Here is a 22,044-nt window from a genome sequence, read left to right as displayed (position 1 = left end):
ATGGGAAATTACATGACTATGGTAGCTGCGCAAGATGCCGCTGCCCTCGAAGAAGTACAAACACCAGCACAGACTGAAGCTCCACGTATTCTGTCGGGAGCGCAAGCCCTCATGGAGTCGCTTATTGCCGAAGGGACAGAGGTGATTTTTGGCTACCCAGGGGGAGCTATCATGCCTACCTACGACGCCCTTTTTGACTACACCGACCGCCTTGACCACATCTTGGTGCGTCACGAGCAAGGAGCAGGTCATGCAGCACAGGGCTATGCTCGTACCAGTGGCAAGCCTGGGGTCTGCTTGGTAACGTCTGGCCCTGGAGGTACCAATTTAGTGACCCCTATCGCCGATGCCATCATCGACTGCACACCGTTGGTCTGCATTATCGGACAAGTAAAGTCAACGCTGTTAGGTACCGACGCATTTCAAGAAACAGATATTATTGGCGTAACTACTCCCGTCTGCAAGTGGAACTATCAAATCACGAATGCCGACGAAGTGCCTGCCATCATCGCCAAAGCTTTTTATATCGCTAAATCAGGAAAACCAGGCCCAGTGGTAATCGACTTTACTCGGGATGCTCAAGTGAGTTTAATGAGTAAGTCGTATGAATACAAAAAAGTGGAAACACTTGCCAGTTATAAACCACGTGTCATCCCTAAAGATGAACACCTTGAAAGAGCGGCTCAACTTATCAATAACGCTAAGAAGCCATACATTTTATTTGGACAGGGGGTATTGATTTCTGGTGCGCAAGAAGAATTAAAAGCCTTCGCCGAAAAAACAGATATTCCATGTGCTAGTACGCTTTTAGGACTTTCTGCGATGCCAATAGACCATCCTAACTACGTGGGTTGGCTCGGAATGCACGGCAACTACGGCCCTAACGTCTTAACGACCCAAGCCGACGTGGTGATTGCCATCGGAATGCGTTTTGACGACCGCGTAACGGGCGACGCGACCACATACATTCGCCAAGCCAAAGTTATTCACATTGAAATTGACCCCGCTGAAATTGATAAAATCATCAAGGCCGACGCGCCTGTAGTAGGTGATGCCAAAGAAACCCTGAAGCGTCTTTTACCACTGGTCAAAACAAACAACCACGCCACTTGGAGAAATGAGTTCAAAAAATACGACCTCATTGAAGACCAAAAAATCACCCAACGCGAATTGAATGCCGATGGCCAAATCAAAATGGCGGAGGTAGTGAACATGCTCTCTGAAAAAACAAAAGGAGAAGCCTGTGTGATTGCTGACGTGGGTCAACACCAAATGATTGCGGCGCGTTATTACAAATTTAAAAACCCTCGCTCATACATCGCCTCGGGCGGTCTCGGCACCATGGGCTTTGCCATTCCTGCCGCTTTTGGCGCTAAAAAAGGCGCTCCCGAGCGTGAAGTGGTAGCATTTATCGGTGACGGTTGTTTTCAAATGACCATCCAAGAATTGGGCACGATTGCCCAAAGTGGACTACCAGTCAAACTTATCATCCTCAACAACAACTACTTGGGAATGGTACGCCAGTGGCAGCAATTGTTTTTCAAAAAACGTTATTCGTTTGTAGAACTTCAAAACCCCGATTTTGTCACCATTGCCAAAGGTTTTGGAATTGCTGGACATACCTGTTCCGACCGCGAGAATTTGGGCGAATCGCTCGACCGCCTTCTCCAGTCAGACAAACCTTACCTGTTGGAAGTAATAGTTGAAAAAGAAGAAAACGTTTTCCCAATGGTACCTGCGGGTGCGGCCGTTGCCGATATTCGCTTAGACTAAACGAGGGCTATGACCACTTACACAATTTGCGTATTTACAGAAAATACCTTCGGGTTACTCAATAAGATTACTGTCATCTTTACCCGTCGCCGTATTAATATCGAGAGCCTTACCGTGTCCGAAACCGAACGCCAAGGCGTGTCGCGTTATACAATCACCATCAAACACGATAAACGCGAGGAAGTCGAAAAGCTTGTTCGTCAGATTCGGAAAGTCGTCGAAGTACTTGCCGTGTTTGGTTATTTAGATGATGAAATCGTTTACAACGAAATCGCCCTCTTTAAAGTCGCTACGCCCATCGGTGGCAAACCGATTGACATCGAAACCATCAACAAAATTTACAAGGCGTGGGTGGTGTACTGGGGACTTGACTATGTAGTGATTGAGAAAGCGGGCAATGAGAGCGAAATCTTGGATTTCTTCCGCTATATCAAATCGTATGGTATTTTAGAATTCGTAAAATCGGGTAGAGTAGCCGTCGGAAAAACTCCCGCTGGCTTAGTCGAATACCTACCCGAAGAAGTACATTGGGAGTATTATGTATAAAAGTGCGTTATTTGTAGTTCTTTTCAAATCAATACATGGAACAACTGCAATCTCTCACTACTCCTTTTAAGGGATTAGAAGCCCGACTTAAAGCGTTCTTTGACAGTAGATTCTGGCAATTCAAGGTATTATTTTTATCCTTGGCTATTTCAGTGAGTACTTTGCTGGTATTCAATTTTATCTTTGTTGACCGTGGCTTTCGTGATTTATACCAAGAAATGCGTCACCCTGGGTCGATAGGTGGTTTTTTTTGGGATGACATCATCAAGCAAGGTGCTGACCCATTTACACCTAAAGATTACGAAGCAGGTTCACACGAAGCCAATCAAACGTTCCGACTTACCGTACCACTCATTGCGTATGCCTTGCACCTCAATGTTGCAGGTTTGTACTTGCTTCATGTCATTGTAGGATTGGTATTTTTGTGGTTAGTTATTCAAATCACCTACCAAATTCTCCAAAATCGGTTATTGGTGTTTTATTTCCTGACAGGCTTTACGGCCATTTATGCAGGTGCTAATTTTTACATCAATTACCTGGGTCATGCCGATGTGTTCCCGTTTTGTTTTTTAGCATTGGCTTTTTACCTACGTAACCCGTTTTGGATGCTCTTGTTTACCCAATTGGCTTTTTGGTGCGACGAACGAGCCATCATCAACTCCTCCTACTTGGGGCTATGGTTTGTGCTACCGATGCTAAAAGAAGTGATTGAAACCAAGCAATTTCGCTTAAAACAAATTCCTCTTCAGGCAGCGGCGTTGGTGGTAAGCGCAGGCTTGTATTTGATTGTTAGACATTGGTTATCAAGCACCTACGGTTTAAAAATAGGCCATGACAATGCGCTTTCGCACCGTACTACTTGGTGGAGTTTGAGTATTTTGGGAGATAAGTTTACGCGAGGCTTTGAAGGATTTTGGCTAATTATTTTTGCAGGCATGGCCGTTTTGGTTATGCTCAAAGATTGGCTCACATTTGGGTTGTTGCTAGGGTGCTTTATGGCTACCGCAGCCATTAGTATCATGGTTGCCGACGGCACACGGTCGCTTTCGTTTGGTTACATGATTTTCTTTTTCATGCTTTCTACCTTACGAAAGCACATTCCTGTCTCCCAGCTCACCTATTTGTTGATAGTAAGTACCCTCATTTCACTTATGCTTCCTATCTCATTTCCTTAACCTCTTATGAATCAGGCGTACTACAAAGAATATTATCACATTGAACGCAAGCACTGGTGGTTTTTGGTTCGTAACCAAATCATTATGAACCACCTGCGTGGTCAACTTAGCAATAACCGACCTCTCAAAGTGCTTAACATTGGAGTTGCCACAGGACGTACCTCAGAACTACTTACCGAGTTTGGCTCGGTCAAGTCAGTAGAATACGACCAAGCGTGTTTTGAGTTTACCAAAGCAGCAGTACCATCACTCGACATCATCCAAGGTTCGATTCTTGAACTTCCTTTTGAAGATCAATCGTACGACCTAGTATGTGCGCTCGATGTCATTGAGCACGTCGAAGAGCATCAGTTGGCGGTACAAGAAATGCAGCGAGTTTGTAAACCAAACGGTTTTGTCTGTGTCACTGTTCCTGCGTTTAATTTTTTATGGAACCAGCACGACGACGTAAATCACCACGTTCGGCGATATACTCGGCCGCTGTTAGAGCGTCTGTTTCAATCCACAGGCAAAATCACTTTCAGTAGCTATTTTAATTTTTGGTTGTTTTTTCCCATTGCGGGATTTAGGTTGTTGTCGCGGTTATTGCCGCTTCACCATCGCAAAGTCGAAGAAGCAGGTTCTGACTTTACGGTCATGAACGGTTCGCTTTTTCAAAAAGTATTTTACGGTATTTTCAACAGTGAAAATATCTTTATTAAGAATGGCATTCAACTACCTGCAGGGGTGTCGTTGTTGCTTAGTTGGCAAAAGAAATAAAACCACAGTTATTGTATTACCCAAATAAACAAATCAATTCAATGGCACAAATCAATTTCGGCGGGACCGTAGAAGAAGTAGTAACCCGCGAAGAATTTCCTTTAGAGAAAGCTCGTGAAGTATTGGCAAACGAAACTATCGCGGTAATCGGTTACGGTGTTCAGGGTCCAGGCCAAGGCCTTAACATGCGCGACAACGGCTTCAACGTCATCGTTGGTCAGCGTAAAGGCAAAACATACGACAAGGCAATCGCTGATGGTTGGGTACCAGGCGAAACACTTTTCGAAATCGAAGAAGCCTTAGAAAAAGGCACAATCATTTGTTTCTTGTTATCGGATGCAGCCCAAATCGAATTGTGGCCAACCGTTAAAAAATATTTGACTGCTGGTAAGTCGTTGTATTTCTCACACGGATTCGGGGTAACTTACAATGACCAAACAGGTATCGTTCCTCCAGCTGATGTGGACGTATTCTTGGTCGCTCCTAAAGGCTCAGGTACTTCACTTCGTCGTTTGTTCGTTGAAGGAAAAGGTCTTAACTCATCGTTTGCGGTGTTCCAAAATGCTTCTGGCGAAGCCCGTACGAAATGTATCGCAATGGGTATCGGCGTAGGTTCTGGTTATTTGTTTGAAACCGATTTCTACCGCGAAGTAACGTCTGATCTTACAGGTGAGCGTGGGACATTGATGGGTGCAATCCAAGGTATTTTCGCGGCTCAGTACGAAGTATTGCGCGAAAACGGCCACTCTCCATCAGAAGCTTTCAACGAAACAGTAGAAGAATTAACACAGTCGTTGATGCCATTGGTGGCTGAAAACGGAATGGACTGGATGTACGCTAACTGCTCAACTACGGCTCAACGTGGTGCGCTTGACTGGTGGAAGCCTTTCAAAGAAGCTACTAAGCCTGTGTTCCAACAGTTATACAACTCAGTAAAATCAGGCGAGCAAGCCAACATCTCTATCACTCGTAACTCACAACCAGACTACCGTGAGAAACTCGAAGTAGAATTGGCTGAGCTTCGCGATTCTGAAATGTGGCAAGCAGGTGCTGCCGTTCGCAGCTTGCGTCCTGAGCGCAACTAATAGTATTAACCTCGGTAAGAATTGGACGTCCCGTTCAAAACCTTACCGAGGTTGTTATGGTATCTTCATTTGAGAATATAGAAAATCCCCCGAGTTGTGTAACTTCGGGGGATTTTGCAATTATCCCAACTTCATCTGTTTCTATGAGCCTCGCATCTGACAAACACAAGTCCAAAAACGCAGATTTCCCTACGTTTGACAACATATTACAAGCCGCCGAGCGCATCCGTAAAGTGGTAAAGCACACCGATTTGGAGTTAAATCTTAACTTTTCGGAGCGCTACGAAGCCAATATTTACTTCAAACGTGAAGATTTGCAAGTGGTGCGTTCGTACAAAATCAGGGGAGCGTACAACAAAATGGCCAGTTTGTCGGCCGAAGCCCTCGAAAAAGGAGTCGTATGCGCCAGCGCAGGAAATCACGCGCAAGGGGTCGCCTATGCTTGCAACAAAATGCAGGTTCGTGGCACTATTTTTATGCCCAGCACGACACCCGCTCAAAAGGTAAAACAGGTAAAACTATTTGGTAAAAATCAGATTGAAGTAGTCCTCCACGGCGATACGTACGACGACGCTTACCACGCGGCCAAGCATTTTTGCGAAGCCCACGCTGCTACGTTCATTCACCCGTTTGACGATGTACAGGTCATGGAAGGGCAAGGGACTGTGGGTTTGGAGATTTTCCGCGATGCCGATTTTAAAATTGATTACCTACTTTTTGCCATCGGCGGCGGCGGTTTGGCTTCAGGCGTTACCACCGTTTTTAAACAACTCAGCCCAGCCACCAAGCTCATTGGCGTAGAACCCGTAGGCTCTCCCACGATGCACACGGCCATCAAAGAAGGTCAAGTCGTCACGCTCGACAACATCGATAAGTTTGTGGACGGAGCCGCCGTAAAACGCGCAGGAGAGCATACGTTTGAAGTATGTCGGAAAAATTTGGACGATATTTTGCTCATTCCTGAAGGAAAGGTCTGTTCAACGATTTTGCAACTTTATAACGAAGAAGCCATCGTCGTTGAGCCAGCGGGTGCGCTTACCGTAGCCGCGCTTGACCAAATCAAAGATGAAATCAAAGGCAAAGACGTAGTGTTATTGATTGGCGGAGGCAACAACGACATCACCCGTACCGAAGAAATCAAGGAACGTTCGCTCCTCTACGAAGGACTAAAACACTACTTTATCATTCGCTTTCCGCAGCGTTCGGGGGCATTCAAGGAGTTTTTAAATCATGTACTTGGCCCCAACGACGACATTGCGCACTTTGAATATTCTAAAAAAACCGCCCGCGAACGCGGCCCTGCTTTGGTGGGGATTGAACTGAGAAACAAAGAAGATTTCGAGCCACTTTTGACCCGTATGAAAGAGCACAATATTCAGTTTGAGTACATCAACAATAAACCTGATTTGTTTGAGTTTTTGATTTAAGATAGATTAAAGTTATGCAAAATCCAGTCCAAAATAAAGCTCAATTATTTGACCTTATCAGTCAATATAAAAGCAATATTCAGCAATTTGGGGCAACTCGTCTGGGCTTATTCGGTTCTTTTGTGCGTAACGAACAGAACCAAGAAAGCGATATTGATTTTTTGGTGGAATTTAAAGACGGTATGAAGAAATACAAAAACTTGATAAAACTCGCTACCCTTTTAGAAGAAGTAACTCAACGAAAAATAGACTTACTGACTTGGGAAGGTATAGCTCCTTTTGTGCAACGTGAAATCGAAAAAGAAATAGAATATGTCTCCTTCACTGATTGAATACTTGGAGCATATCCAAAAGGAGTTAGTTTTTTTAGTCAGTAATAGTAAAAAAATAGACTACGAAACGTTCCTTAATGACGATTTTATCAATAGAGCTTTTCTACGAAGTCTGGAAATTATCGGAGAAGCTGCGAAAAAAGTACCCGATGAAATTCGCTATAAATATCCAGAGGTAGAATGGCGTAGTATGGCTGGGCTACGCGATATACTCATTCATCAGTATTTCCAAGTTGATTATAGTTTGGTTTGGGATGCTATTCAAGAAGAAGTACCTAATGCAAAAGAGTGGATTGATATCATACTTGAACAAGAAAGAACTAACCAATGAATTTTGATTTCAGAAAATACCACGTGCGTGCCATCAATGCGCGCGACGAAGCCGAGAAAGCGGCCATCAACCAAGAATTGAAAGACTTATACGATTCTCTTTCGGAAACCGACAAAAAAGTATTCAATGAAGAATTACAGAAGTTTTTGGTATCCCAATACAAAGCCATCGGCGACGAATACGAGGCTCTGAAAAAAGGTGGCGCGTTTCCGTCGGATAACTGATAACCATTAACCGATAACCGCCCCCCAATGCTTCGCGTCCCTTCTTCCATCAGCGCCCAACAGTTTCAGTCTCTGAAAATTCAGGACACGACTTTTGTGGCCTACCGAAGCGATGTGTATCCCGAGCGTAACGAGATTTTCTTTGAAGAACATGCCGTCGTTGTCGTGCTGGAAGGAGAAAAGAAATTTATCTCCCCCAACCAAGACCTGCACGTTCGCAAGGGGCAAATTTTGTTTTTCCAACGGGGCTGCTATTCCATGAACGAATCCATCGGAAGCGACTACCGCAGCCTTGTTTTTTTCTTCCACGAGAAGCTACTGAAAGAGTTTGTAAGCCAAAACCAAACATTGTTTGACAAAGCAGACGTCGAAAACCCTCAACCAATTTTAGTGCTGCACTCCTCTTCGGCTTTCGAGAAATTTATTGATTCTCTCTTTCCCTATTTCAACTCACAAACGCCCTACTTGAATCAATTTTTACGACTCAAGTTTCAGGAATTGCTGCTTCATTTGTTGGAAATCGACGGCTCCAGTCAACTCAAAACCATTTTGTTTAATATTTACAAAGGGCAAAAAACGGACTTGGAATATCTGCTCAACAACTACTACCTAAAACCGTTGACCATAAGCGAATTAGCGCATCTTTCAGGGCGAAGTTTATCCGCATTTAAGCGCGAGTTTGAAGCCCAATTTAATACCTCACCTGCTCATTGGATCAAACAAAAACGCCTAGAACAAGCGGCTTTCTTACTCAAAAACGCCAACAAAAACGTGTCGGAAGTCAGTATGGAAATTGGCTATGAGAGTGTTTCTCATTTTATCAAAGCCTATAAAGAAAAATACGGTTTTACGCCAAAAAAATACAATTGAACCAAAATCGCTATTGTTTGAGCGAAGGGCGTCATGTCACTTTGAGAAGATTCCTGCAATTTTGTAACGTATTATTCTCCCATTGCATTAATCTCAAAATGGATATGTCAAACCAACCAACAACTCTCTTCGACAAAGTGTGGGATGCGCACGTTGTCCGCAAGATTGCAGACGGTCCCGATGTATTGTTCATCGACCGCCACTTTATTCACGAAGTAACCAGCCCCGTAGCGTTTTTGGGCTTGGAAAGCAGAGGCATTGGTGTGTTGTTCCCGAACCGTACGTTTGCCACGGCCGACCACAACACCCCTACCATCAACCAACACTTGCCAGTCGCTGACCCACTTTCGGCCAATCAGCTCAAGGCGTTGGAAACCAACACCGCTAAATACGGTATTTCGCACTGGGGCTTGGGCCATCAAAAAAACGGTATCGTACACGTAGTTGGGCCAGAAAATGGTATTACTCTCCCTGGTATGACGATTGTTTGTGGTGACTCACACACTTCTACCCACGGAGCGTTTGGAGCGATTGCCTTCGGTATTGGTACCTCAGAAGTAGAAATGGTATTGGCATCGCAGTGTATCATGCAGCCCAAACCAAAGAAAATGCGCATTACTATCAACGGTGCGTTGGGCAAAGGTGTCCTTCCAAAAGATGCGGTATTGTACATTATTTCTCAAATTTCGGCCAGTGGTGCTACGGGTTACTTCGTAGAATACGCAGGTGATGTATTTGAAAACATGAGCATGGAAGGCCGTATGACGGTTTGTAACATGTCGATTGAAATGGGTGCGCGTGGTGGTATGATTGCCCCCGACGAAAAAACATTTGCTTACCTCAATGGCCGTGAACAATCACCCAAAGGCGAAGCTTGGGAAAATGCCGTGGCGTACTGGCAAACCCTCAAAACCGACGAAGGTGCTGCATTCGACTTGGAATATACCTACGATGCGGCCGACATTGAGCCACAAATCACCTACGGAACCAACCCAGGCTTAGGAACGGGTATTACCAAACACATCCCGAAAGCTGCCGATGTACTTGACGGCGCTGCTTCTTATGCTAAGTCATTGAACTACATGGGATTTGCCGAAGACGAAAGTATTTTGGGCAAAGCCATTGATTTCGTCTTCTTGGGAAGCTGTACCAACGGCCGCATTGAAGACTTCCGCGCGTTTGCATCGGTGGTAAAAGGCCGTAAAAAAGCCGACAACGTAACGGCTTGGTTAGTACCGGGCTCGCACATTGTAGAAGCCCAAATCCAAGAAGAAGGTATTTTGGATATTTTGACCGAAGCAGGTTTCCAATTGCGCCAGCCAGGCTGCTCGGCTTGCTTGGCCATGAACGACGACAAAATTCCTGCGGGCAAGTATGCCGTAAGTACCTCTAACCGTAACTTCGAAGGTCGCCAAGGCCCAGGAGCACGTACCTTGTTGGCCAGCCCATTGGTAGCCGCTGCCGCCGCTATTACGGGTAAAGTCACTGACCCACGGGAGTTTTTGTAGTTCTATTGCGCATACATTATCACCCAGTATTTGTCACCCTGCAAAGGGTCTAATAATCACTCATCATGGCATACGATAAATTCACCATACTAACCAGTTCGGCAGTGCCGCTTCCGTTGGAAAACGTGGACACTGACCAAATCATCCCTGCTCGTTTCTTGAAAGCCACTGAGCGCAAGGGATTCGGCGACAACCTTTTCCGCGATTGGCGCTACAACGGCGACGATACGCCCAAGGCCGATTTCGTTTTAAACAATCCTTTGTACAGCGGTAAAATCTTAGTAGGAGGCCGCAACTTCGGAAGCGGTTCGAGCCGCGAGCACGCTGCCTGGGCTATCTACGATTACGGGTTCCGTTGCGTGGTATCTAGCTTTTTTGCCGATATCTTCAAAAACAACGCCATCAACGTAGGAATTTTGCCCGTAACAGTAAGTCCTGAGTTTTTGGATAAAATATTCCAAGCCATCGAAAAAGATGCCAACGCTGAGTTGACGGTCAACCTTCCTGAACAAACCATCACGATTGTTGCGACGGGCGAATCGGAGTCATTTGCCATCAATGGCTACAAAAAACACAACCTCATCAATGGTTACGACGATATCGACTATCTACAAGCCATGAAAGAGGAAATCGGCGTATTTGAAGCCGCTCGGCCTTACTAAGCCCCCTAACCCCCAATGGGGGCACTATTTCAAAATGTTGAAAATTAATAGTAAACAAGTAATGAGGAATGAGAAAAAACAGCTCCCCCATCGGGGGCAGGGGGGCTACATTGAAATAATGGATACGACACTCCGCGACGGTGAACAGACCAGCGGGGTGTCTTTTTCGGCTTCGGAGAAACTGGCTTTGGCGCAGTTGCTCCTTACAGAAGTCAAGGTGGATCGTATTGAAATTGCTTCGGCGCGGGTATCGGCGGGGGAGCTAAAAGCAGTACAAAAAATTACGAAGTGGGCACAAGAAAATGGCTACCTCGACAAAGTAGAAGTGCTTACTTTTGTCGATGGCGAAGCTTCTATTGATTGGATGCTTGAGTCGGGAGCAAAAGTAATGAACCTTCTTACCAAAGGGTCGCTCAATCACTTGACACACCAACTCAAAAAAACACCCGAAGCCCATTTTGCTGACATCCAAAAAGTAATCCAATCGGCACAATCGAAAGGAATTTCGGCCAATGTTTACCTCGAAGATTGGAGCAATGGAATGCGCAATTCACCCGAATATGTATTTCAATTCCTTGATTTTCTGACTACCCAGCCGATTCTACGGGTGTTGCTTCCCGATACGTTAGGCGTACTGACGCCCGCCGAATCGTATTCGTACATCAAGGCAATTGTGGAGCGCTACCCCAATCACCACTTCGATTTCCACGCGCACAACGACTATGACCTCGGCATTGCCAACGTCATGGAAGCCGTGCGGGCAGGGGCACATGGTTTGCACTTGACCGTCAACGGTATGGGCGAGCGTGCAGGTAATGCCCCATTGGCCAGTGCCATTGCGGTATTGAAAGACTTCATGCCAGAAATGCAAACGGGCGTCGTGGAAGAGTCATTGTTTTCGGTGAGCAAAATCGTTGAAACCTTTTCGGGGCTGCGGATTCCTGCCAATAAACCTATTGTTGGGGATAACGTGTTTACCCAAACGGCGGGTATTCACGCTGACGGCGACAAGAAAAACAACCTCTATTTCAACGAGTTGATGCCTGAGCGTTTCGGGCGGAAGCGTTCGTATGCGTTGGGTAAAACCTCGGGCAAGGCCAATATCGAGAATAACCTTCGCGAATTGGGCATCAAACTTTCTGACGAAGACCTCAAAAAGGTAACGCAGCGTATCATCGAACTCGGCGACCGCAAAGAAGTAGTGACGCAGGAAGACCTGCCGTACATTATTTCAGACGTGTTGGATACCAATGCGATTGAGTTTAAGATTGAGATTCTCAATTATGTTCTGACGCACTCCAAAGACCTCCGTCCTTCGGCGACGCTCAAGCTCAAAATTGAGGACGAGACGTTTGAAGAAAGCGCCCAAGGCGATGGTCAGTACGATGCGTTTATGAATGCGTTGAAGAAGATTTATGCCAAGAAAAGCCTTGAACTTCCTTTGCTGACCGACTACGCCGTCCGTATCCCAACGGGTGGAAAGACGGATGCCCTTTGCGAAACGGTCATTACGTGGAATTGGAACGCCAAAGAATTCAAGACCAGAGGCTTAGACTCTGACCAAACGGTTTCGGCCATCAAAGCCACGCAAAAAATGCTGAACTTGATTTCGCTTTAAAAGACAATTGATTAACCACGGAGTATCACAGAGTTATGGCACGGAGTTATACGGAGTTTGATAATCTTACAGGCAATATTTTAAAATGTGCTTATGAAGTGCATACAAAGTTAGGCCCTGGCCTTTTAGAGAGTGCTTACAAAGAATGTTTAGCTTACAAACTACAAACAGCAGGGTTATTTGTTGAAAAAGAGAAACCAATGCCCCTAATTTTTGAAGAAGTAAAACTTGAGTGTGGATATCGAATTGATATTTTGGTTGAAAAATCAATTGTCTTAGAATTGAAATCAGTAGAAGCTTTAAATGATGTCCACACAGCCCAAGTGTTGACTTATATGCGTTTAGGTGAGTACAAAATTGGGTATTTGATGAATTTTAATGTAAGCAGCTTACGGAACGGCATCAAAAGATACGTATTATAAAACTCTGTGAAACTCGGTGAAAAACCGCTGCGGTGGACCGCTCCGTGTAACTCAGTGGTTAAAACTCAAAATTACAAATGGCAAAAAAACACATCCTTATCGTACCCGGTGATGGAATCGGGCAAGAAGTTACCACGGTTGGTAAACAAGTACTAGACCGTATCGCCGAAAAATTCGGCCACGAATTTACCTACGACGAAGCCCTCATCGGCCACGTAGCCATCGAAGCCACGGGTGACCCGCTTCCCGAAGAAACACTCGTAAAAATGCGCGCTTCGGACGCCATCTTGTTTGGCGCCGTAGGTCACCCAAAATACGACAACGACCCTTCGGCCAAAGTACGTCCAGAACAAGGTTTGTTGAAAATGCGGAAAGAACTTGGCTTGTATGCCAATCTCCGCCCTATCAAGTTGTTCGACGAGTTGTTGGAAGCCTCTAGTATCAAACCCGAAATCCTTAAAGGCAGCGATATCCTTTTCTTCCGCGAATTGACGGGCGACGTGTATTTTGGAAAACGTGAGCGCCTCGACGACGGCAACACGGCTTACGACACCATGATTTATAGCAAATACGAAGTAGAGCGCATCGCCCGTAAGGCATTTGAAGCGGCTCGTACGCGTAGCAAAAAATTGATGTCAGTTGATAAAGCCAACGTACTGGAATCGAGCCGTTTGTGGCGCGAAGTGATTCAAAAAATCGCTCCCGAATATCCTGACGTTGAAGTAGAACACCAATTCATTGACGCCGCTGCGATGTTGCTCATCAAAGACCCGCGTCGTTTTGACGTAGTGGTAACGGGTAACCTTTTCGGGGATATTTTGACCGACGAAGCCAGCCAAATCGCAGGCTCGATGGGGATGTTAGCCTCGGCCTCGGTAGGCGACAGCACGGGCGTTTATGAGCCTATCCACGGTTCGGCACACGACATCACAGGCAAAGGCGTAGCCAATCCATTGGCCTCTGTTCTTTCGGCAGCGTTGTTGTTGGATATTTCGTTTGGCCTAAAAGCCGAAGCAGACGCCATCATCGCCGCGGTTGACAAAGTATTGAAAGACGGCTTCCGTACGCGCGACATCGCCAACAGCGAAACCCCTGCCGACAAAATCCTCGGTACCGACGCCATGGGCGCTGAGTTGTTGAAGCATTTGTAGAATCAATGATTCAAGCGATTCGAAACATACTATCAAAGCCCCATATAGCCATCGTTTGGACGGTGGTTATTTTGGGGCTTTGCTCTATTCCACGCCAAGAAATGCCCGATGGAATGGGCTCTGACAAACTTCACCATTTTGGGGCATTTGGAATATTGGGGGCGCTTTGGTATTGGGCCAAACCTAACCCTTGGTGGGTCATTGTTGGTGGAAGTCTGTATGGCTTATTTATTGAAGTTTGGCAGTACATTATGCCCATTGGCCGCACCTTCGATTTGTATGATGCCTTGGCCGATGCCATTGGCGTCATTGTTGCAGTGCCTATTGCCCATTGGGTTTGGAAATACTTCAAAACTTATGAGGTTTGAAAACGCCACCGAATTCAAACCTCATAGGTTTCAATCATACCTCGTGAGGTTGTAATAACCTCGATTTGATAATAAAACGCACCCCCATCGGTATTTCTAACGAAAAACTAGCCCCTCGTCCTGGCACTACGTCGAGGGTTAAGTGCGTATGTTGCCAATACTCAAACTGGTCGCGCGACATGTAAAAATCGCAACCGTGGATTTCTCCCAGTTTTATATCGGTTTCGTTCAACATCAACTCCCCCACCTCAAAACACATTGGCGCTGAGCCATCGCAGCAACCGCCACTTTGGTGAAACATCAACGCACCGTACTTGGCGCGGAGCGTGTCAATGACCCGCTCCGCCGCCGCCGTTATTGCGATTCTAGACATGCTAGAAAAATCCTAACTTGTTCTTATCGTACGAAATCAGCATATTTTTAGCCTGACGATAATGATTCAACATCATCTTGTGCGTCTCGCGGCCAATACCTGATTTCTTGTAGCCACCAAATGGCGCATGTGCTGGATATGCGTGATAGCAGTTGACCCACACACGGCCCGCTTGTACGGCACGAGCAACTTTATACGCTTGGTGCGTGTCGCGCGTCCATACCCCCGCACCGAGGCCATAAAGTGTATCGTTGGCAATCGCAACCGCCTCTTCTTCCGTTTTGAAGGTAGTCACACACACCACTGGCCCAAAGATTTCTTCTTGGAAGATGCGCATTTTGTTGTTGCCCTTGAACAAAGTAGGTTTTATATAATATCCACCTTCAAGTCCTTCGTTGTAAGCAGCGCCACCACCCGCCAGCAGCTCCGCACCTTCTTCTTTACCGAGGTCGATGTAGTGCAAAATCTTTTGGTATTGGTCGTTCGATGCCTGTGCGCCCATCATCGTACTTGGGTCGAGCGGGTGGCCAAGTTTAATGGCGTTAATGCGCTCAACTACGCGCTCAATAAAGGCATCATAGATAGATTCATCCACCAAAATTCGCGACGGACACGTACATACTTCGCCTTGGTTGAGGGCAAACATCGTCGCTCCTTCCAAGCACTTATCGAAGAACTCGTCGTCGGCATCCATGATGCTTTTGAAGAAAATATTGGGCGATTTTCCACCCAATTCGAGCGTAACAGGAATGATATTCTTAGAAGCATACTGCATAATCAGCTGCCCCGTTGTGGTCTCGCCCGTGAACGCAATTTTATTGATACGGGGACTGGATGCCAATGGCTTACCCGCTTCAATGCCAAAGCCGTTGACAATGTTCAGTACGCCTGCTGGCAACAAATCTTGAATCAATTCGGCCAACACCATGATTCCCACGGGAGTTTGTTCGGCAGGCTTCAACACCACGCAGTTTCCTGCGGCCAAAGCAGGCGCAATTTTCCAAGCGGCCATCAACAACGGGAAATTCCAAGGAATGATTTGCCCAACTACGCCAAGTGGTTCGTGCACAATCAGTGATAACGTATTGGAATCCAACTCCGAAGCCGAGCCTTCTTCGGCCCGAATCACGCCCGCAAAATAGCGGAAGTGGTCAATCGCCAAAGGTAAATCGGCCGCTTTGGTTTCGCGAATTGGCTTACCGTTGTCCCACGTTTCTACACTTGCCAACAGTTCCAAGTTTGCCTCCATCGCATCCGCAATTTTTAGCAAAATGTTGCTTCGTGTCGTCACTGAGCTGTTATTCCACTGCGGGGCGGCGGCCCAAGCGGCATCGAGTGCAAGGTTAATGTCCTCTTCGGTCGAACGGGCCACTTTGGTAAATACTTGTCCGTCCACGGGCGACGTACTTTCAAAGTATTCTCCTTTAACGGGGCTTACCCACTGACCACCAATGAAGTTATCGTAATGCGTTTTAAAGATGGGCTTTGCCACCAAGTTGTTTTGTTGTGTGATTACAGTTGACATAGTTCGAGGGCTTTGTGTTTCAAAAAAGATTTTGCACAAAACAACCTTCAAAAAATCACATTTGATTGACTTATCCTGCTCACCATTTTCCCTATCCTATCAACTGATTGCACTATTCTATCAACTGTTGTACTATACTACCATTCTATGCGTTTTTGACGTACTTTTAGTATGATTTTAAGAATTAATACAACAAATTCTTTAGCAACAGATCCCCATGGTTGAGTTAAATCCCTTGCATTACCAAAACCGCCGCCTTGAAACCTTGGTGGAGAATCGTACCCTGCATACGCTCAATAATGCAGAACTCAACATTTTTGAGACCCACCAAAAGGCCGCGCAAGTCATGTTGCAGTTTCATGAGCCTGTATTGGCAAGTATGATACGTGGTAAGAAAATTATGCACCTTCAGAATACGCCTTCGTTCGGGTTTTTGCCTGGTGAATCGGTGATTTTACCCTCTAACGAATTGATGTGTATTGATTTTCCTGAAGCCTCCCAACAAAACCCTACGCAGTGTCTGGCGTTGGCCTTCAACGAAGCCAAACTCCAACAGGCCGTGAATTTGCTCAACGAACGTGGCGTGAAGCAAAATGGGAAAGAATGGAGCATGACCGATTATAATTATCATTTTACCAACGACATTGCCATCAACCAAATCCTGCAACGACTTATTTTTATTTTCACCGAAAACCACCCTTCTAAAGATATTTTTGCCGATATGCTCCTGCAAGAGCTCATCATCCGCATTTTACAAACTGAATCGAAGAGTATTTACCTTAAAAAGTCCTATACTCAACCCAACAACGACCGTATTTCGTTTGTACTCAATTTTATTCGGGAAAATATCACCGAAGACCTCACCATTGAGTTGCTAAGTGAAAAAGCCTACATGAGTGAGTCGAATTTTTACCGTACGTTTAAGCACGAGACGGGCTCTACCCCTATTGATTTTATCATCGAAGAGCGTCTAAAATTGGCAGAAAGCCTGCTTCGTGACCCTAAAATGAGCGTCAAAGAAGCTTTTATGGCCAGCGGGTTCAATAGCTTTTCGTACTTCTGCCGTATTTTTAAGAAAAAGAAAAACCTATCGCCTACTGAGTTCAAAGAGAAATCGAATCAGCTCAAAAATCGGCCTATGGCGTAGATTGGTAGGTATCAATGAGCTAGTTTTTCGTCATCAACTTCTTTATAAACACATACACCGCAATCGCCAACCGCCACGCAGCCCGCTTCATGGTATCTAGGCCAAATGCCCAAGTGATGTAGAAGCTTGTTTGAAGTGGTCCATAATTTTCTTCCAGGTATTTTTTTGCATTTTGCTCAGCATCTTGGTAAACCTCAAAATGCGTTTTAGATTTTGTTCCACTTCCTGAGCTATCAAAGGGCGAATGTTTTGCATAATCATCAATGGGAAAAGCGATGAATTTGTACCCTCTTTTGTAAATTTCGTGGCTCCAAACAGTCCCTAAATCTACGCCCCCCCACGAGCCGCCATAACAACCTAAATCCCCGTTCGGAAGCGTTTCTTTGCGGTATTTTTGAACGTCAATCAACGCACAATACTCATTAAGTCGGCATTCAGGGAGCAGGTGAACCCTTCCTTCTTTCAAAACTTTCAACTGTATGTCACGACGTGGTGTTTCGTACTTTTCTGTGAGCTCGATTGCTTCTTCTAGCGAAGGCACATAGTGTTCATAGCGATTGCTGTTGCATTTATTTCCCCAATTAGGCCCTGCTGGACAGCTCCAACATTGGCCAACCGAACCTACTCCAATAGTATGTTGCGGCGCTTCTTTTATTAGCTTAATCATCTCTCCCACAATATTTCTATGAAATAACATATCGTTGTGCATCACAACTAAATACTCTTTATCTGTTATTTCAAGTGGGTACTGAAACATGATACTGTGCCGAAACCGCGAATCAGATTTTGTTCGCTCATAATCGCTCAAACCAACGGGAATAAAATAGCGCGGATAATACACTGATAAATTTACCCCCGTGTTTCGAAAGTAATCTATCACCTTATAAATGCCAATGTAATCATTATGAGGTTGTACTCGCTCTCTGGCAATATAGATGGTATCAATATGCTCACCACAGTGCTCTATCAGGCTTTTTATGGCAATGATTGTGTGGTGCGGCTTTCCATAAAAGGCAATAGCAACATCTACTTTTGAAGAACCTAGTTTACCTTTTGTATTTTCATTTAAAACGAATGGCTTGTTCATAAGTGTGGAGTCTTAGTGTGCAAATAACCGATTGGTTTTTAGTTGGCTTGATTTTGTATCATTCCAACCAATTTATCTTTTGTTTACTAGCAAAATAGTATTTTTAAAAGAAAACAAGTTAGGTATTTACTGTGAAATTACCGTCATAAACCTAATTTTGCTCCAAAATACGCTCATTATGCTTTACCTCGAAACTCCACGCCTGTATTTCCGCATTTTCCGACCCGAAGACGCTGCTGACTTATTCCGAATCGAAGGTGATACCGATGTTATGCGATTCATCCGTACTCCTGCGGCTGACATTTCGCACAGCCACCAGCGCATCGCCAATGAACTCGTTTATGCCTCGGAAAACGAAGGGCTAGGATTATGTGCTTGTTACGAAAAAGAAAGTAGCACGTTTGTAGGACTTGTCAAAATCAAACACGTAGAAAACACTGATGCCATCGAAGTAGGGTATGGATTTGTACCAGAAGCTTGGGGAAAAGGCTACGCCACTGAAGTAACTCGTGCATCCATCAAACACCTTCAAACAAATTTTGCTGGACGCCCCATCATCGCTTTTATCCATCCTAATCATCATAGTTCACGGCACGTATTAGAAAAAGCGGGCATGAAGCAAGTACCAACCATCTTTGAAGGGCATGAAGAGGCAGTTGTGTTTGAGTTTATTAGCTAACACTATCAAGCAGCTATGGCTACATTAACATCCATTTCTGCCAGCAATTCCAACAATTGCTTCGTCAAATTTATTTTTAATTCTTTATACTGTTCAATAGCTAACAAATCAGGAATTGCTTGCGCTTCATGTCGTACCAAAGAAGCATTCACGCGCCCAATAGATTCAAGAGTATATTGAATTTCATCTTGGAGTGATTCGTAAGGTTTCATAAATACTACAGGGTAATATAATCTACAACTTGAATTTTGGCAATGCCTTTTGCCCGTCTTTTGCGGTCTCTAATTAAGAAATGATACCAATCTAAAACATCCAATTGTGAAAAATGATATTGGGGATGATTAATTGCGTACATTTTTACAAAGTAAGCATCTAGTGTCACAAACTTCTTTCTGAGTTCGCTTAAAGAAAGAAAATGATGTTCATACCAGTCGTTATCGATAAAACAAATAACATCTATATCATTAGGTCTATTTTTTAGAGTAGCAAAACTTCCATCAATCCACAATTCAAATTTAACAATACCGAGCTCTTTTACCTCATTAAGAAACTGTTTTAGAGACAAATAGAGGTTCAAACGATGCTCATTAAACACTAAACTTCGTTCCACTTCTTCCATCGTTACCTCAACAGTGTCATGAGGCAATAAGTGACCATTTGAGTCAAATTGTAAAGACATACACTAAAATAGTTATTAAATTCAATAAAACGACAACTTCCATCAGCATTTTATTAACGTCTCCCAAAACAAATTTTCACATTTCTCCCTCTACGCCGAGCCCAAACAGGGCAAAATCGTACTTAACAGGGTCATTGGGGTCGAGTTGTTTGAGGTTTTCGGTGAGTTCTAGGGCCGTTTGCCAGTCGGTAGTAGGACGTTGAATAAGCCCCAGCTTTCGCGCTACCCGATCTACGTGTACATCGCACGGGCATACCAATTGCGAAGGTTTAAGGGCATTCCAAAGGCCAAAATCAACTCCTTTGTCGTCTTTACGCACCATCCAGCGCAGAAACATATTGAGCCGCTTACACGACGATTTTCGTACGGGCGTGGCAATGTGTTTGCGGGTACGTTCTGGAAAATCTTCGAGGCTAAAAAACAACTCATGGAAGCCTGCAAGGCCCTTTTCTACGTGAGGTGCCTCCACGGGAAGGGCCTGAACAAACGCTTCTTCTAGCGAGTGATGATGTTGGTAAAAGTGCTTAAAAAAATGAAGGAAATAGAGGGTATCGGTCGCGTTGAACGTCCGATGTTTGAAGTTGAGAAAACGCTTTAGGTCTGACTCGGTATGATTACAAACAAAATCGTAAGGAGCACCGTCCATGAGTTGAATCAACTCTTGGCATTTGTTGATAATCGTTTTACGCTGTCCCCACGCCAATACTGCCGCCCAAAAGCCCATGATTTCGATGTCTTGTAACTTCGAAAACTGATGCGGAATACTAATGGGGTCGTTGGGAATAAAATTGGGCTGGTTGTACTGAGCTACTTTTGCTTCCAGCAGCTCTACCACATAGTTGGTCATTAGATGCTACGACCTCCCTTCAACACCCACACTAACCCGCGAGAAAGCCCCGAAAATAGCAGGACAATCCCCGTAAATATCCACGTAAAAAGCGAAATAAATGGGTAAAAAATGGTAAAAGCAACGCTCCAAATACGAAAGCCGAGGGATTTTCTGATTTGTTCGCGTTCTTGGCGGCGAGAAAGCATACTGGATTTATTTTAATGGTAATTCTTACAAATTTCGGGTTTTGAGTTGAGAACAAAAAATCAATTTGTGAGCACTTTATTTTATCGCGACCCAAGGAGATAGAACAATTGGACTGTTGCCCCACCCGTGCCCGTTACTAAACCATTAGACAACCGCAATCCTTGGCCTGGCAGGTAGGGATAATTTCGATTCCCAAACGCTGAAATAGCCATCGCATTGCGTGCCAATAATCGTGTTTGTAGGCGTTTAAATAGTAAGAATTGCGCTCCTAAAGTAAAATCTACCCCTGCTTCCCCCCCAGCTTTTGAGGGAACAGCCGTGGTATAACTTGGAAAATACTCGCCGTCAAGTACGATGTTTCCTTCTGCTTTGGTGCGAGACAGGGTAAGGTAATATCCCCAAAAGAAACTCACGGCCCCATGTCTAGTAGCACTATGATGTTCTCTGCCAAGTTTAAGATAAATCCCCGTTATCCGTTGTTGAAGGCGTTGGGCTTGTAGATGTTCTAACGAAGCGTATCCTAGCCCCAGCGTTATCAATTTAGAAGTATTTGCGCGCCCCAACTGCACATGCACTTCTCCAATTCTAGGATTATAAAGACGCGCCTTTTCGTTCGTCACCAAACCACTTATTACTGTTTCGCTTTGAGAAAAAGCCATAAAAGGGAGATTTTTGAAACCATCTATCCCAATAGCCTGAATTCGTAACGGCTGCTTTTGGGCTCCTGCCAACCATGAAAAGCTTACCAAGAAATAAGTCATTAGCTGTTTCATAGTTCTGCAATTTGAACGTTTATTCCCCCTCCTGTACCGCTTTGGTAGCTTGCATAATACCCATTATACTGTACCTCGACTCGTTTGAAAGTCGAGAAAATGGTGCGCCCAGTCGTTGGTTTGACTATTTCCAATACGTAACCGCATCTTCTAAAATTCTGTACATTGGTTGTATAAAACACCGTGAGTGTGTCAGTACGCCCTTGTTGTTCAAAAATATAGGTTGTTTGCGATTCGTTTAGGTTTAGTGGCAAATGCAAATCTCCATAAGCTGCTTCCGTGGAGGACTTTATGCCTTGGGGAGAAATTTCTTTTGTAGCACCAACTACCCTAATTTTAGTAAAAATAGGTTTGGGACTCCGCCAATTAAATTGGATAGACAGCGTAGGTTCTGACGTCACACCACATTCTTCGGTACAGCTTAAACAGGATAAGACCCCAAAAAGAATAATGAATATTTTTATTTTCATGGCATGTTATAAAACACAAATATC

Annotated in this window: 27 protein-coding genes; 18 read left to right on the top strand and 9 right to left on the bottom strand. The window is 44.8% G+C overall.

Annotated elements, in window-relative coordinates; all coding sequences use genetic code 11:
- Positions 1–12: 12 nt before the first annotated feature.
- The 16 genes from ilvB (at position 13) to DTQ70_RS28510 (ending at position 14,251) form a co-directional block, all read left to right on the top strand.
- Entirely contained in the window at positions 13–1,773 is a 1,761-nt protein-coding gene (ilvB, locus tag DTQ70_RS28585) for a biosynthetic-type acetolactate synthase large subunit (protein ID WP_229600029.1), read from the top strand.
- Between the two features lie 9 nt (positions 1,774–1,782).
- Positions 1,783–2,319, top strand: a complete 537-nt coding sequence (gene ilvN, locus DTQ70_RS28580) for an acetolactate synthase small subunit (protein ID WP_122933977.1) — start codon at positions 1,783–1,785, stop codon at positions 2,317–2,319.
- A 35-nt stretch (positions 2,320–2,354) separates the two neighbouring features.
- Positions 2,355–3,494 (top strand): hypothetical protein, encoded by a 1,140-nt coding sequence (locus DTQ70_RS28575; protein ID WP_122933976.1) that lies wholly within the window; start codon positions 2,355–2,357, stop codon positions 3,492–3,494.
- 6 nt (positions 3,495–3,500) lie between these two features.
- A complete protein-coding gene (locus DTQ70_RS28570; RefSeq protein ID WP_122933975.1) occupies positions 3,501–4,253 on the top strand; it encodes a class I SAM-dependent methyltransferase in 753 nt (250 codons plus the stop codon).
- A 41-nt stretch (positions 4,254–4,294) separates the two neighbouring features.
- On the top strand, positions 4,295–5,338 hold the full coding sequence (ilvC, locus tag DTQ70_RS28565; RefSeq protein WP_122934599.1) for a ketol-acid reductoisomerase: 1,044 nt from the start codon (positions 4,295–4,297) through the stop codon (positions 5,336–5,338).
- 143 nt (positions 5,339–5,481) lie between these two features.
- Complete coding sequence (ilvA, locus tag DTQ70_RS28560) at positions 5,482–6,765, top strand: threonine ammonia-lyase (protein ID WP_122933974.1); 1,284 nt, start codon at positions 5,482–5,484, stop codon at positions 6,763–6,765.
- A gap of 14 nt (positions 6,766–6,779) precedes the next feature.
- Positions 6,780–7,097 carry a nucleotidyltransferase family protein gene (locus tag DTQ70_RS28555; RefSeq protein WP_122933973.1) on the top strand — a complete coding sequence of 106 codons (318 nt, stop codon included), beginning with the start codon at positions 6,780–6,782 and terminating at the stop codon, positions 7,095–7,097.
- A complete protein-coding gene (locus DTQ70_RS28550; protein WP_122933972.1) occupies positions 7,078–7,428 on the top strand; it encodes a DUF86 domain-containing protein in 351 nt (116 codons plus the stop codon). Before DTQ70_RS28555 ends, DTQ70_RS28550 begins: the two co-directional genes overlap by 20 nt.
- The gene (locus tag DTQ70_RS28545) at positions 7,425–7,652 is read left to right on the top strand and encodes a hypothetical protein (RefSeq protein ID WP_122933971.1); all 228 of its coding nucleotides are present in this window, start codon (positions 7,425–7,427) and stop codon (positions 7,650–7,652) included. The genes DTQ70_RS28550 and DTQ70_RS28545 overlap by 4 nt, the downstream gene beginning before the upstream one ends.
- A gap of 27 nt (positions 7,653–7,679) precedes the next feature.
- A complete protein-coding gene (locus DTQ70_RS28540; protein ID WP_122933970.1) occupies positions 7,680–8,522 on the top strand; it encodes a helix-turn-helix domain-containing protein in 843 nt (280 codons plus the stop codon).
- 104 nt (positions 8,523–8,626) lie between these two features.
- The gene (gene leuC, locus DTQ70_RS28535) at positions 8,627–10,030 is read left to right on the top strand and encodes a 3-isopropylmalate dehydratase large subunit (RefSeq protein ID WP_122934598.1); all 1,404 of its coding nucleotides are present in this window, start codon (positions 8,627–8,629) and stop codon (positions 10,028–10,030) included.
- Between the two features lie 65 nt (positions 10,031–10,095).
- A complete protein-coding gene (leuD, locus tag DTQ70_RS28530) occupies positions 10,096–10,692 on the top strand; it encodes a 3-isopropylmalate dehydratase small subunit (RefSeq protein WP_122933969.1) in 597 nt (198 codons plus the stop codon).
- 118 nt (positions 10,693–10,810) lie between these two features.
- Positions 10,811–12,310, top strand: a complete 1,500-nt coding sequence (locus tag DTQ70_RS28525; RefSeq protein ID WP_206019598.1) for an alpha-isopropylmalate synthase regulatory domain-containing protein — start codon at positions 10,811–10,813, stop codon at positions 12,308–12,310.
- A gap of 35 nt (positions 12,311–12,345) precedes the next feature.
- Entirely contained in the window at positions 12,346–12,732 is a 387-nt protein-coding gene (locus DTQ70_RS28520) for a GxxExxY protein (RefSeq protein ID WP_122933968.1), read from the top strand.
- 77 nt (positions 12,733–12,809) lie between these two features.
- Complete coding sequence (gene leuB / locus DTQ70_RS28515) at positions 12,810–13,883, top strand: 3-isopropylmalate dehydrogenase (protein WP_028522076.1); 1,074 nt, start codon at positions 12,810–12,812, stop codon at positions 13,881–13,883.
- A gap of 5 nt (positions 13,884–13,888) precedes the next feature.
- Positions 13,889–14,251 (top strand): VanZ family protein, encoded by a 363-nt coding sequence (locus DTQ70_RS28510; RefSeq protein WP_122933967.1) that lies wholly within the window; start codon positions 13,889–13,891, stop codon positions 14,249–14,251.
- A gap of 34 nt (positions 14,252–14,285) precedes the next feature.
- Here DTQ70_RS28510 and DTQ70_RS28505 read toward each other — a convergent pair whose 3' ends face one another.
- Both DTQ70_RS28505 and DTQ70_RS28500 read right to left on the bottom strand, forming a co-directional pair.
- Positions 14,286–14,624 (bottom strand): DUF779 domain-containing protein, encoded by a 339-nt coding sequence (locus DTQ70_RS28505; protein ID WP_122933966.1) that lies wholly within the window; start codon positions 14,622–14,624, stop codon positions 14,286–14,288.
- 1 nt (position 14,625) lies between these two features.
- Complete coding sequence (locus DTQ70_RS28500) at positions 14,626–16,149, bottom strand: aldehyde dehydrogenase family protein (RefSeq protein WP_122933965.1); 1,524 nt, start codon at positions 16,147–16,149, stop codon at positions 14,626–14,628.
- Positions 16,150–16,366: 217 nt separating this feature from the next.
- On the opposite strand from DTQ70_RS28500, the gene DTQ70_RS28495 reads away from it, so the two are divergent.
- On the top strand, positions 16,367–17,296 hold the full coding sequence (locus DTQ70_RS28495) for an AraC family transcriptional regulator (RefSeq protein WP_122933964.1): 930 nt from the start codon (positions 16,367–16,369) through the stop codon (positions 17,294–17,296).
- Positions 17,297–17,315: 19 nt separating this feature from the next.
- On the opposite strand, the gene DTQ70_RS28490 is transcribed toward DTQ70_RS28495, so the two are convergent.
- Entirely contained in the window at positions 17,316–18,383 is a 1,068-nt protein-coding gene (locus DTQ70_RS28490; protein WP_122933963.1) for a hypothetical protein, read from the bottom strand.
- A gap of 178 nt (positions 18,384–18,561) precedes the next feature.
- Between DTQ70_RS28490 and DTQ70_RS28485 the strand changes: the two genes are divergently transcribed.
- Positions 18,562–19,062, top strand: coding sequence for a GNAT family N-acetyltransferase (locus DTQ70_RS28485; RefSeq protein WP_164490256.1), 501 nt, complete (start codon positions 18,562–18,564; stop codon positions 19,060–19,062).
- 5 nt (positions 19,063–19,067) lie between these two features.
- Here the strand turns inward: DTQ70_RS28485 and DTQ70_RS28480 are convergent, their stop codons facing one another.
- The 6 genes from DTQ70_RS28480 to DTQ70_RS28455 form a co-directional block, all read right to left on the bottom strand.
- Entirely contained in the window at positions 19,068–19,274 is a 207-nt protein-coding gene (locus DTQ70_RS28480; protein ID WP_122933961.1) for a hypothetical protein, read from the bottom strand.
- Between the two features lie 5 nt (positions 19,275–19,279).
- Entirely contained in the window at positions 19,280–19,741 is a 462-nt protein-coding gene (locus tag DTQ70_RS28475; protein WP_122933960.1) for a DUF6932 family protein, read from the bottom strand.
- Between the two features lie 76 nt (positions 19,742–19,817).
- Positions 19,818–20,588: a TIGR02757 family protein gene (locus tag DTQ70_RS28470; RefSeq protein WP_122933959.1), complete on the bottom strand. Its 771-nt coding sequence runs from the start codon at positions 20,586–20,588 to the stop codon at positions 19,818–19,820.
- Positions 20,588–20,776 (bottom strand): hypothetical protein, encoded by a 189-nt coding sequence (locus DTQ70_RS28465; protein WP_122933958.1) that lies wholly within the window; start codon positions 20,774–20,776, stop codon positions 20,588–20,590. The genes DTQ70_RS28470 and DTQ70_RS28465 overlap by 1 nt, the downstream gene beginning before the upstream one ends.
- Positions 20,777–20,857: 81 nt before the next feature.
- Positions 20,858–21,550: a hypothetical protein gene (locus tag DTQ70_RS28460; protein ID WP_122933957.1), complete on the bottom strand. Its 693-nt coding sequence runs from the start codon at positions 21,548–21,550 to the stop codon at positions 20,858–20,860.
- Entirely contained in the window at positions 21,547–22,020 is a 474-nt protein-coding gene (locus tag DTQ70_RS28455) for a hypothetical protein (RefSeq protein ID WP_122933956.1), read from the bottom strand. Before DTQ70_RS28455 ends, DTQ70_RS28460 begins: the two co-directional genes overlap by 4 nt.
- Positions 22,021–22,044: the final 24 nt, after the last annotated feature.

The sequence above is a fragment of the Runella sp. SP2 genome (genome assembly GCF_003711225.1).
Lineage (GTDB): Bacteria > Bacteroidota > Bacteroidia > Cytophagales > Spirosomataceae > Runella.
Note: the sequence above shows the minus strand (reverse complement) of the source record. Positions and strands in the feature narration are given on the sequence as shown.

What these genes read in the sequence shown, in the direction of transcription:
- DTQ70_RS28575 (WP_122933976.1), top strand. Translation starts at nt 2,355, where the DNA reads ATGGAACAACTGCAATCTCTCACTACTCCTTTTAAGGGATTAGAAGCC.
- ilvB (WP_229600029.1), top strand. Translation starts at nt 13, where the DNA reads ATGACTATGGTAGCTGCGCAAGATGCCGCTGCCCTCGAAGAAGTACAA.
- DTQ70_RS28495 (WP_122933964.1), top strand. Translation starts at nt 16,367, where the DNA reads ATGGTTGAGTTAAATCCCTTGCATTACCAAAACCGCCGCCTTGAAACC.
- DTQ70_RS28525 (WP_206019598.1), top strand. Translation starts at nt 10,811, where the DNA reads ATGGATACGACACTCCGCGACGGTGAACAGACCAGCGGGGTGTCTTTT.
- DTQ70_RS28455 (WP_122933956.1), bottom strand. Translation starts at nt 22,020, where the DNA reads ATGAAAATAAAAATATTCATTATTCTTTTTGGGGTCTTATCCTGTTTA.
- DTQ70_RS28550 (WP_122933972.1), top strand. Translation starts at nt 7,078, where the DNA reads ATGTCTCCTTCACTGATTGAATACTTGGAGCATATCCAAAAGGAGTTA.
- DTQ70_RS28545 (WP_122933971.1), top strand. Translation starts at nt 7,425, where the DNA reads ATGAATTTTGATTTCAGAAAATACCACGTGCGTGCCATCAATGCGCGC.
- DTQ70_RS28490 (WP_122933963.1), bottom strand. Translation starts at nt 18,383, where the DNA reads ATGAACAAGCCATTCGTTTTAAATGAAAATACAAAAGGTAAACTAGGT.
- DTQ70_RS28555 (WP_122933973.1), top strand. Translation starts at nt 6,780, where the DNA reads ATGCAAAATCCAGTCCAAAATAAAGCTCAATTATTTGACCTTATCAGT.
- DTQ70_RS28505 (WP_122933966.1), bottom strand. Translation starts at nt 14,624, where the DNA reads ATGTCTAGAATCGCAATAACGGCGGCGGCGGAGCGGGTCATTGACACG.
- DTQ70_RS28500 (WP_122933965.1), bottom strand. Translation starts at nt 16,149, where the DNA reads ATGTCAACTGTAATCACACAACAAAACAACTTGGTGGCAAAGCCCATC.
- DTQ70_RS28460 (WP_122933957.1), bottom strand. Translation starts at nt 21,550, where the DNA reads ATGAAACAGCTAATGACTTATTTCTTGGTAAGCTTTTCATGGTTGGCA.
- leuC (WP_122934598.1), top strand. Translation starts at nt 8,627, where the DNA reads ATGTCAAACCAACCAACAACTCTCTTCGACAAAGTGTGGGATGCGCAC.
- DTQ70_RS28540 (WP_122933970.1), top strand. Translation starts at nt 7,680, where the DNA reads ATGCTTCGCGTCCCTTCTTCCATCAGCGCCCAACAGTTTCAGTCTCTG.
- DTQ70_RS28465 (WP_122933958.1), bottom strand. Translation starts at nt 20,776, where the DNA reads ATGCTTTCTCGCCGCCAAGAACGCGAACAAATCAGAAAATCCCTCGGC.
- DTQ70_RS28520 (WP_122933968.1), top strand. Translation starts at nt 12,346, where the DNA reads ATGGCACGGAGTTATACGGAGTTTGATAATCTTACAGGCAATATTTTA.
- DTQ70_RS28470 (WP_122933959.1), bottom strand. Translation starts at nt 20,588, where the DNA reads ATGACCAACTATGTGGTAGAGCTGCTGGAAGCAAAAGTAGCTCAGTAC.
- ilvA (WP_122933974.1), top strand. Translation starts at nt 5,482, where the DNA reads ATGAGCCTCGCATCTGACAAACACAAGTCCAAAAACGCAGATTTCCCT.
- DTQ70_RS28480 (WP_122933961.1), bottom strand. Translation starts at nt 19,274, where the DNA reads ATGAAACCTTACGAATCACTCCAAGATGAAATTCAATATACTCTTGAA.
- DTQ70_RS28570 (WP_122933975.1), top strand. Translation starts at nt 3,501, where the DNA reads ATGAATCAGGCGTACTACAAAGAATATTATCACATTGAACGCAAGCAC.
- DTQ70_RS28475 (WP_122933960.1), bottom strand. Translation starts at nt 19,741, where the DNA reads ATGTCTTTACAATTTGACTCAAATGGTCACTTATTGCCTCATGACACT.
- DTQ70_RS28485 (WP_164490256.1), top strand. Translation starts at nt 18,562, where the DNA reads ATGCTTTACCTCGAAACTCCACGCCTGTATTTCCGCATTTTCCGACCC.
- ilvN (WP_122933977.1), top strand. Translation starts at nt 1,783, where the DNA reads ATGACCACTTACACAATTTGCGTATTTACAGAAAATACCTTCGGGTTA.
- leuD (WP_122933969.1), top strand. Translation starts at nt 10,096, where the DNA reads ATGGCATACGATAAATTCACCATACTAACCAGTTCGGCAGTGCCGCTT.
- leuB (WP_028522076.1), top strand. Translation starts at nt 12,810, where the DNA reads ATGGCAAAAAAACACATCCTTATCGTACCCGGTGATGGAATCGGGCAA.
- DTQ70_RS28510 (WP_122933967.1), top strand. Translation starts at nt 13,889, where the DNA reads ATGATTCAAGCGATTCGAAACATACTATCAAAGCCCCATATAGCCATC.
- ilvC (WP_122934599.1), top strand. Translation starts at nt 4,295, where the DNA reads ATGGCACAAATCAATTTCGGCGGGACCGTAGAAGAAGTAGTAACCCGC.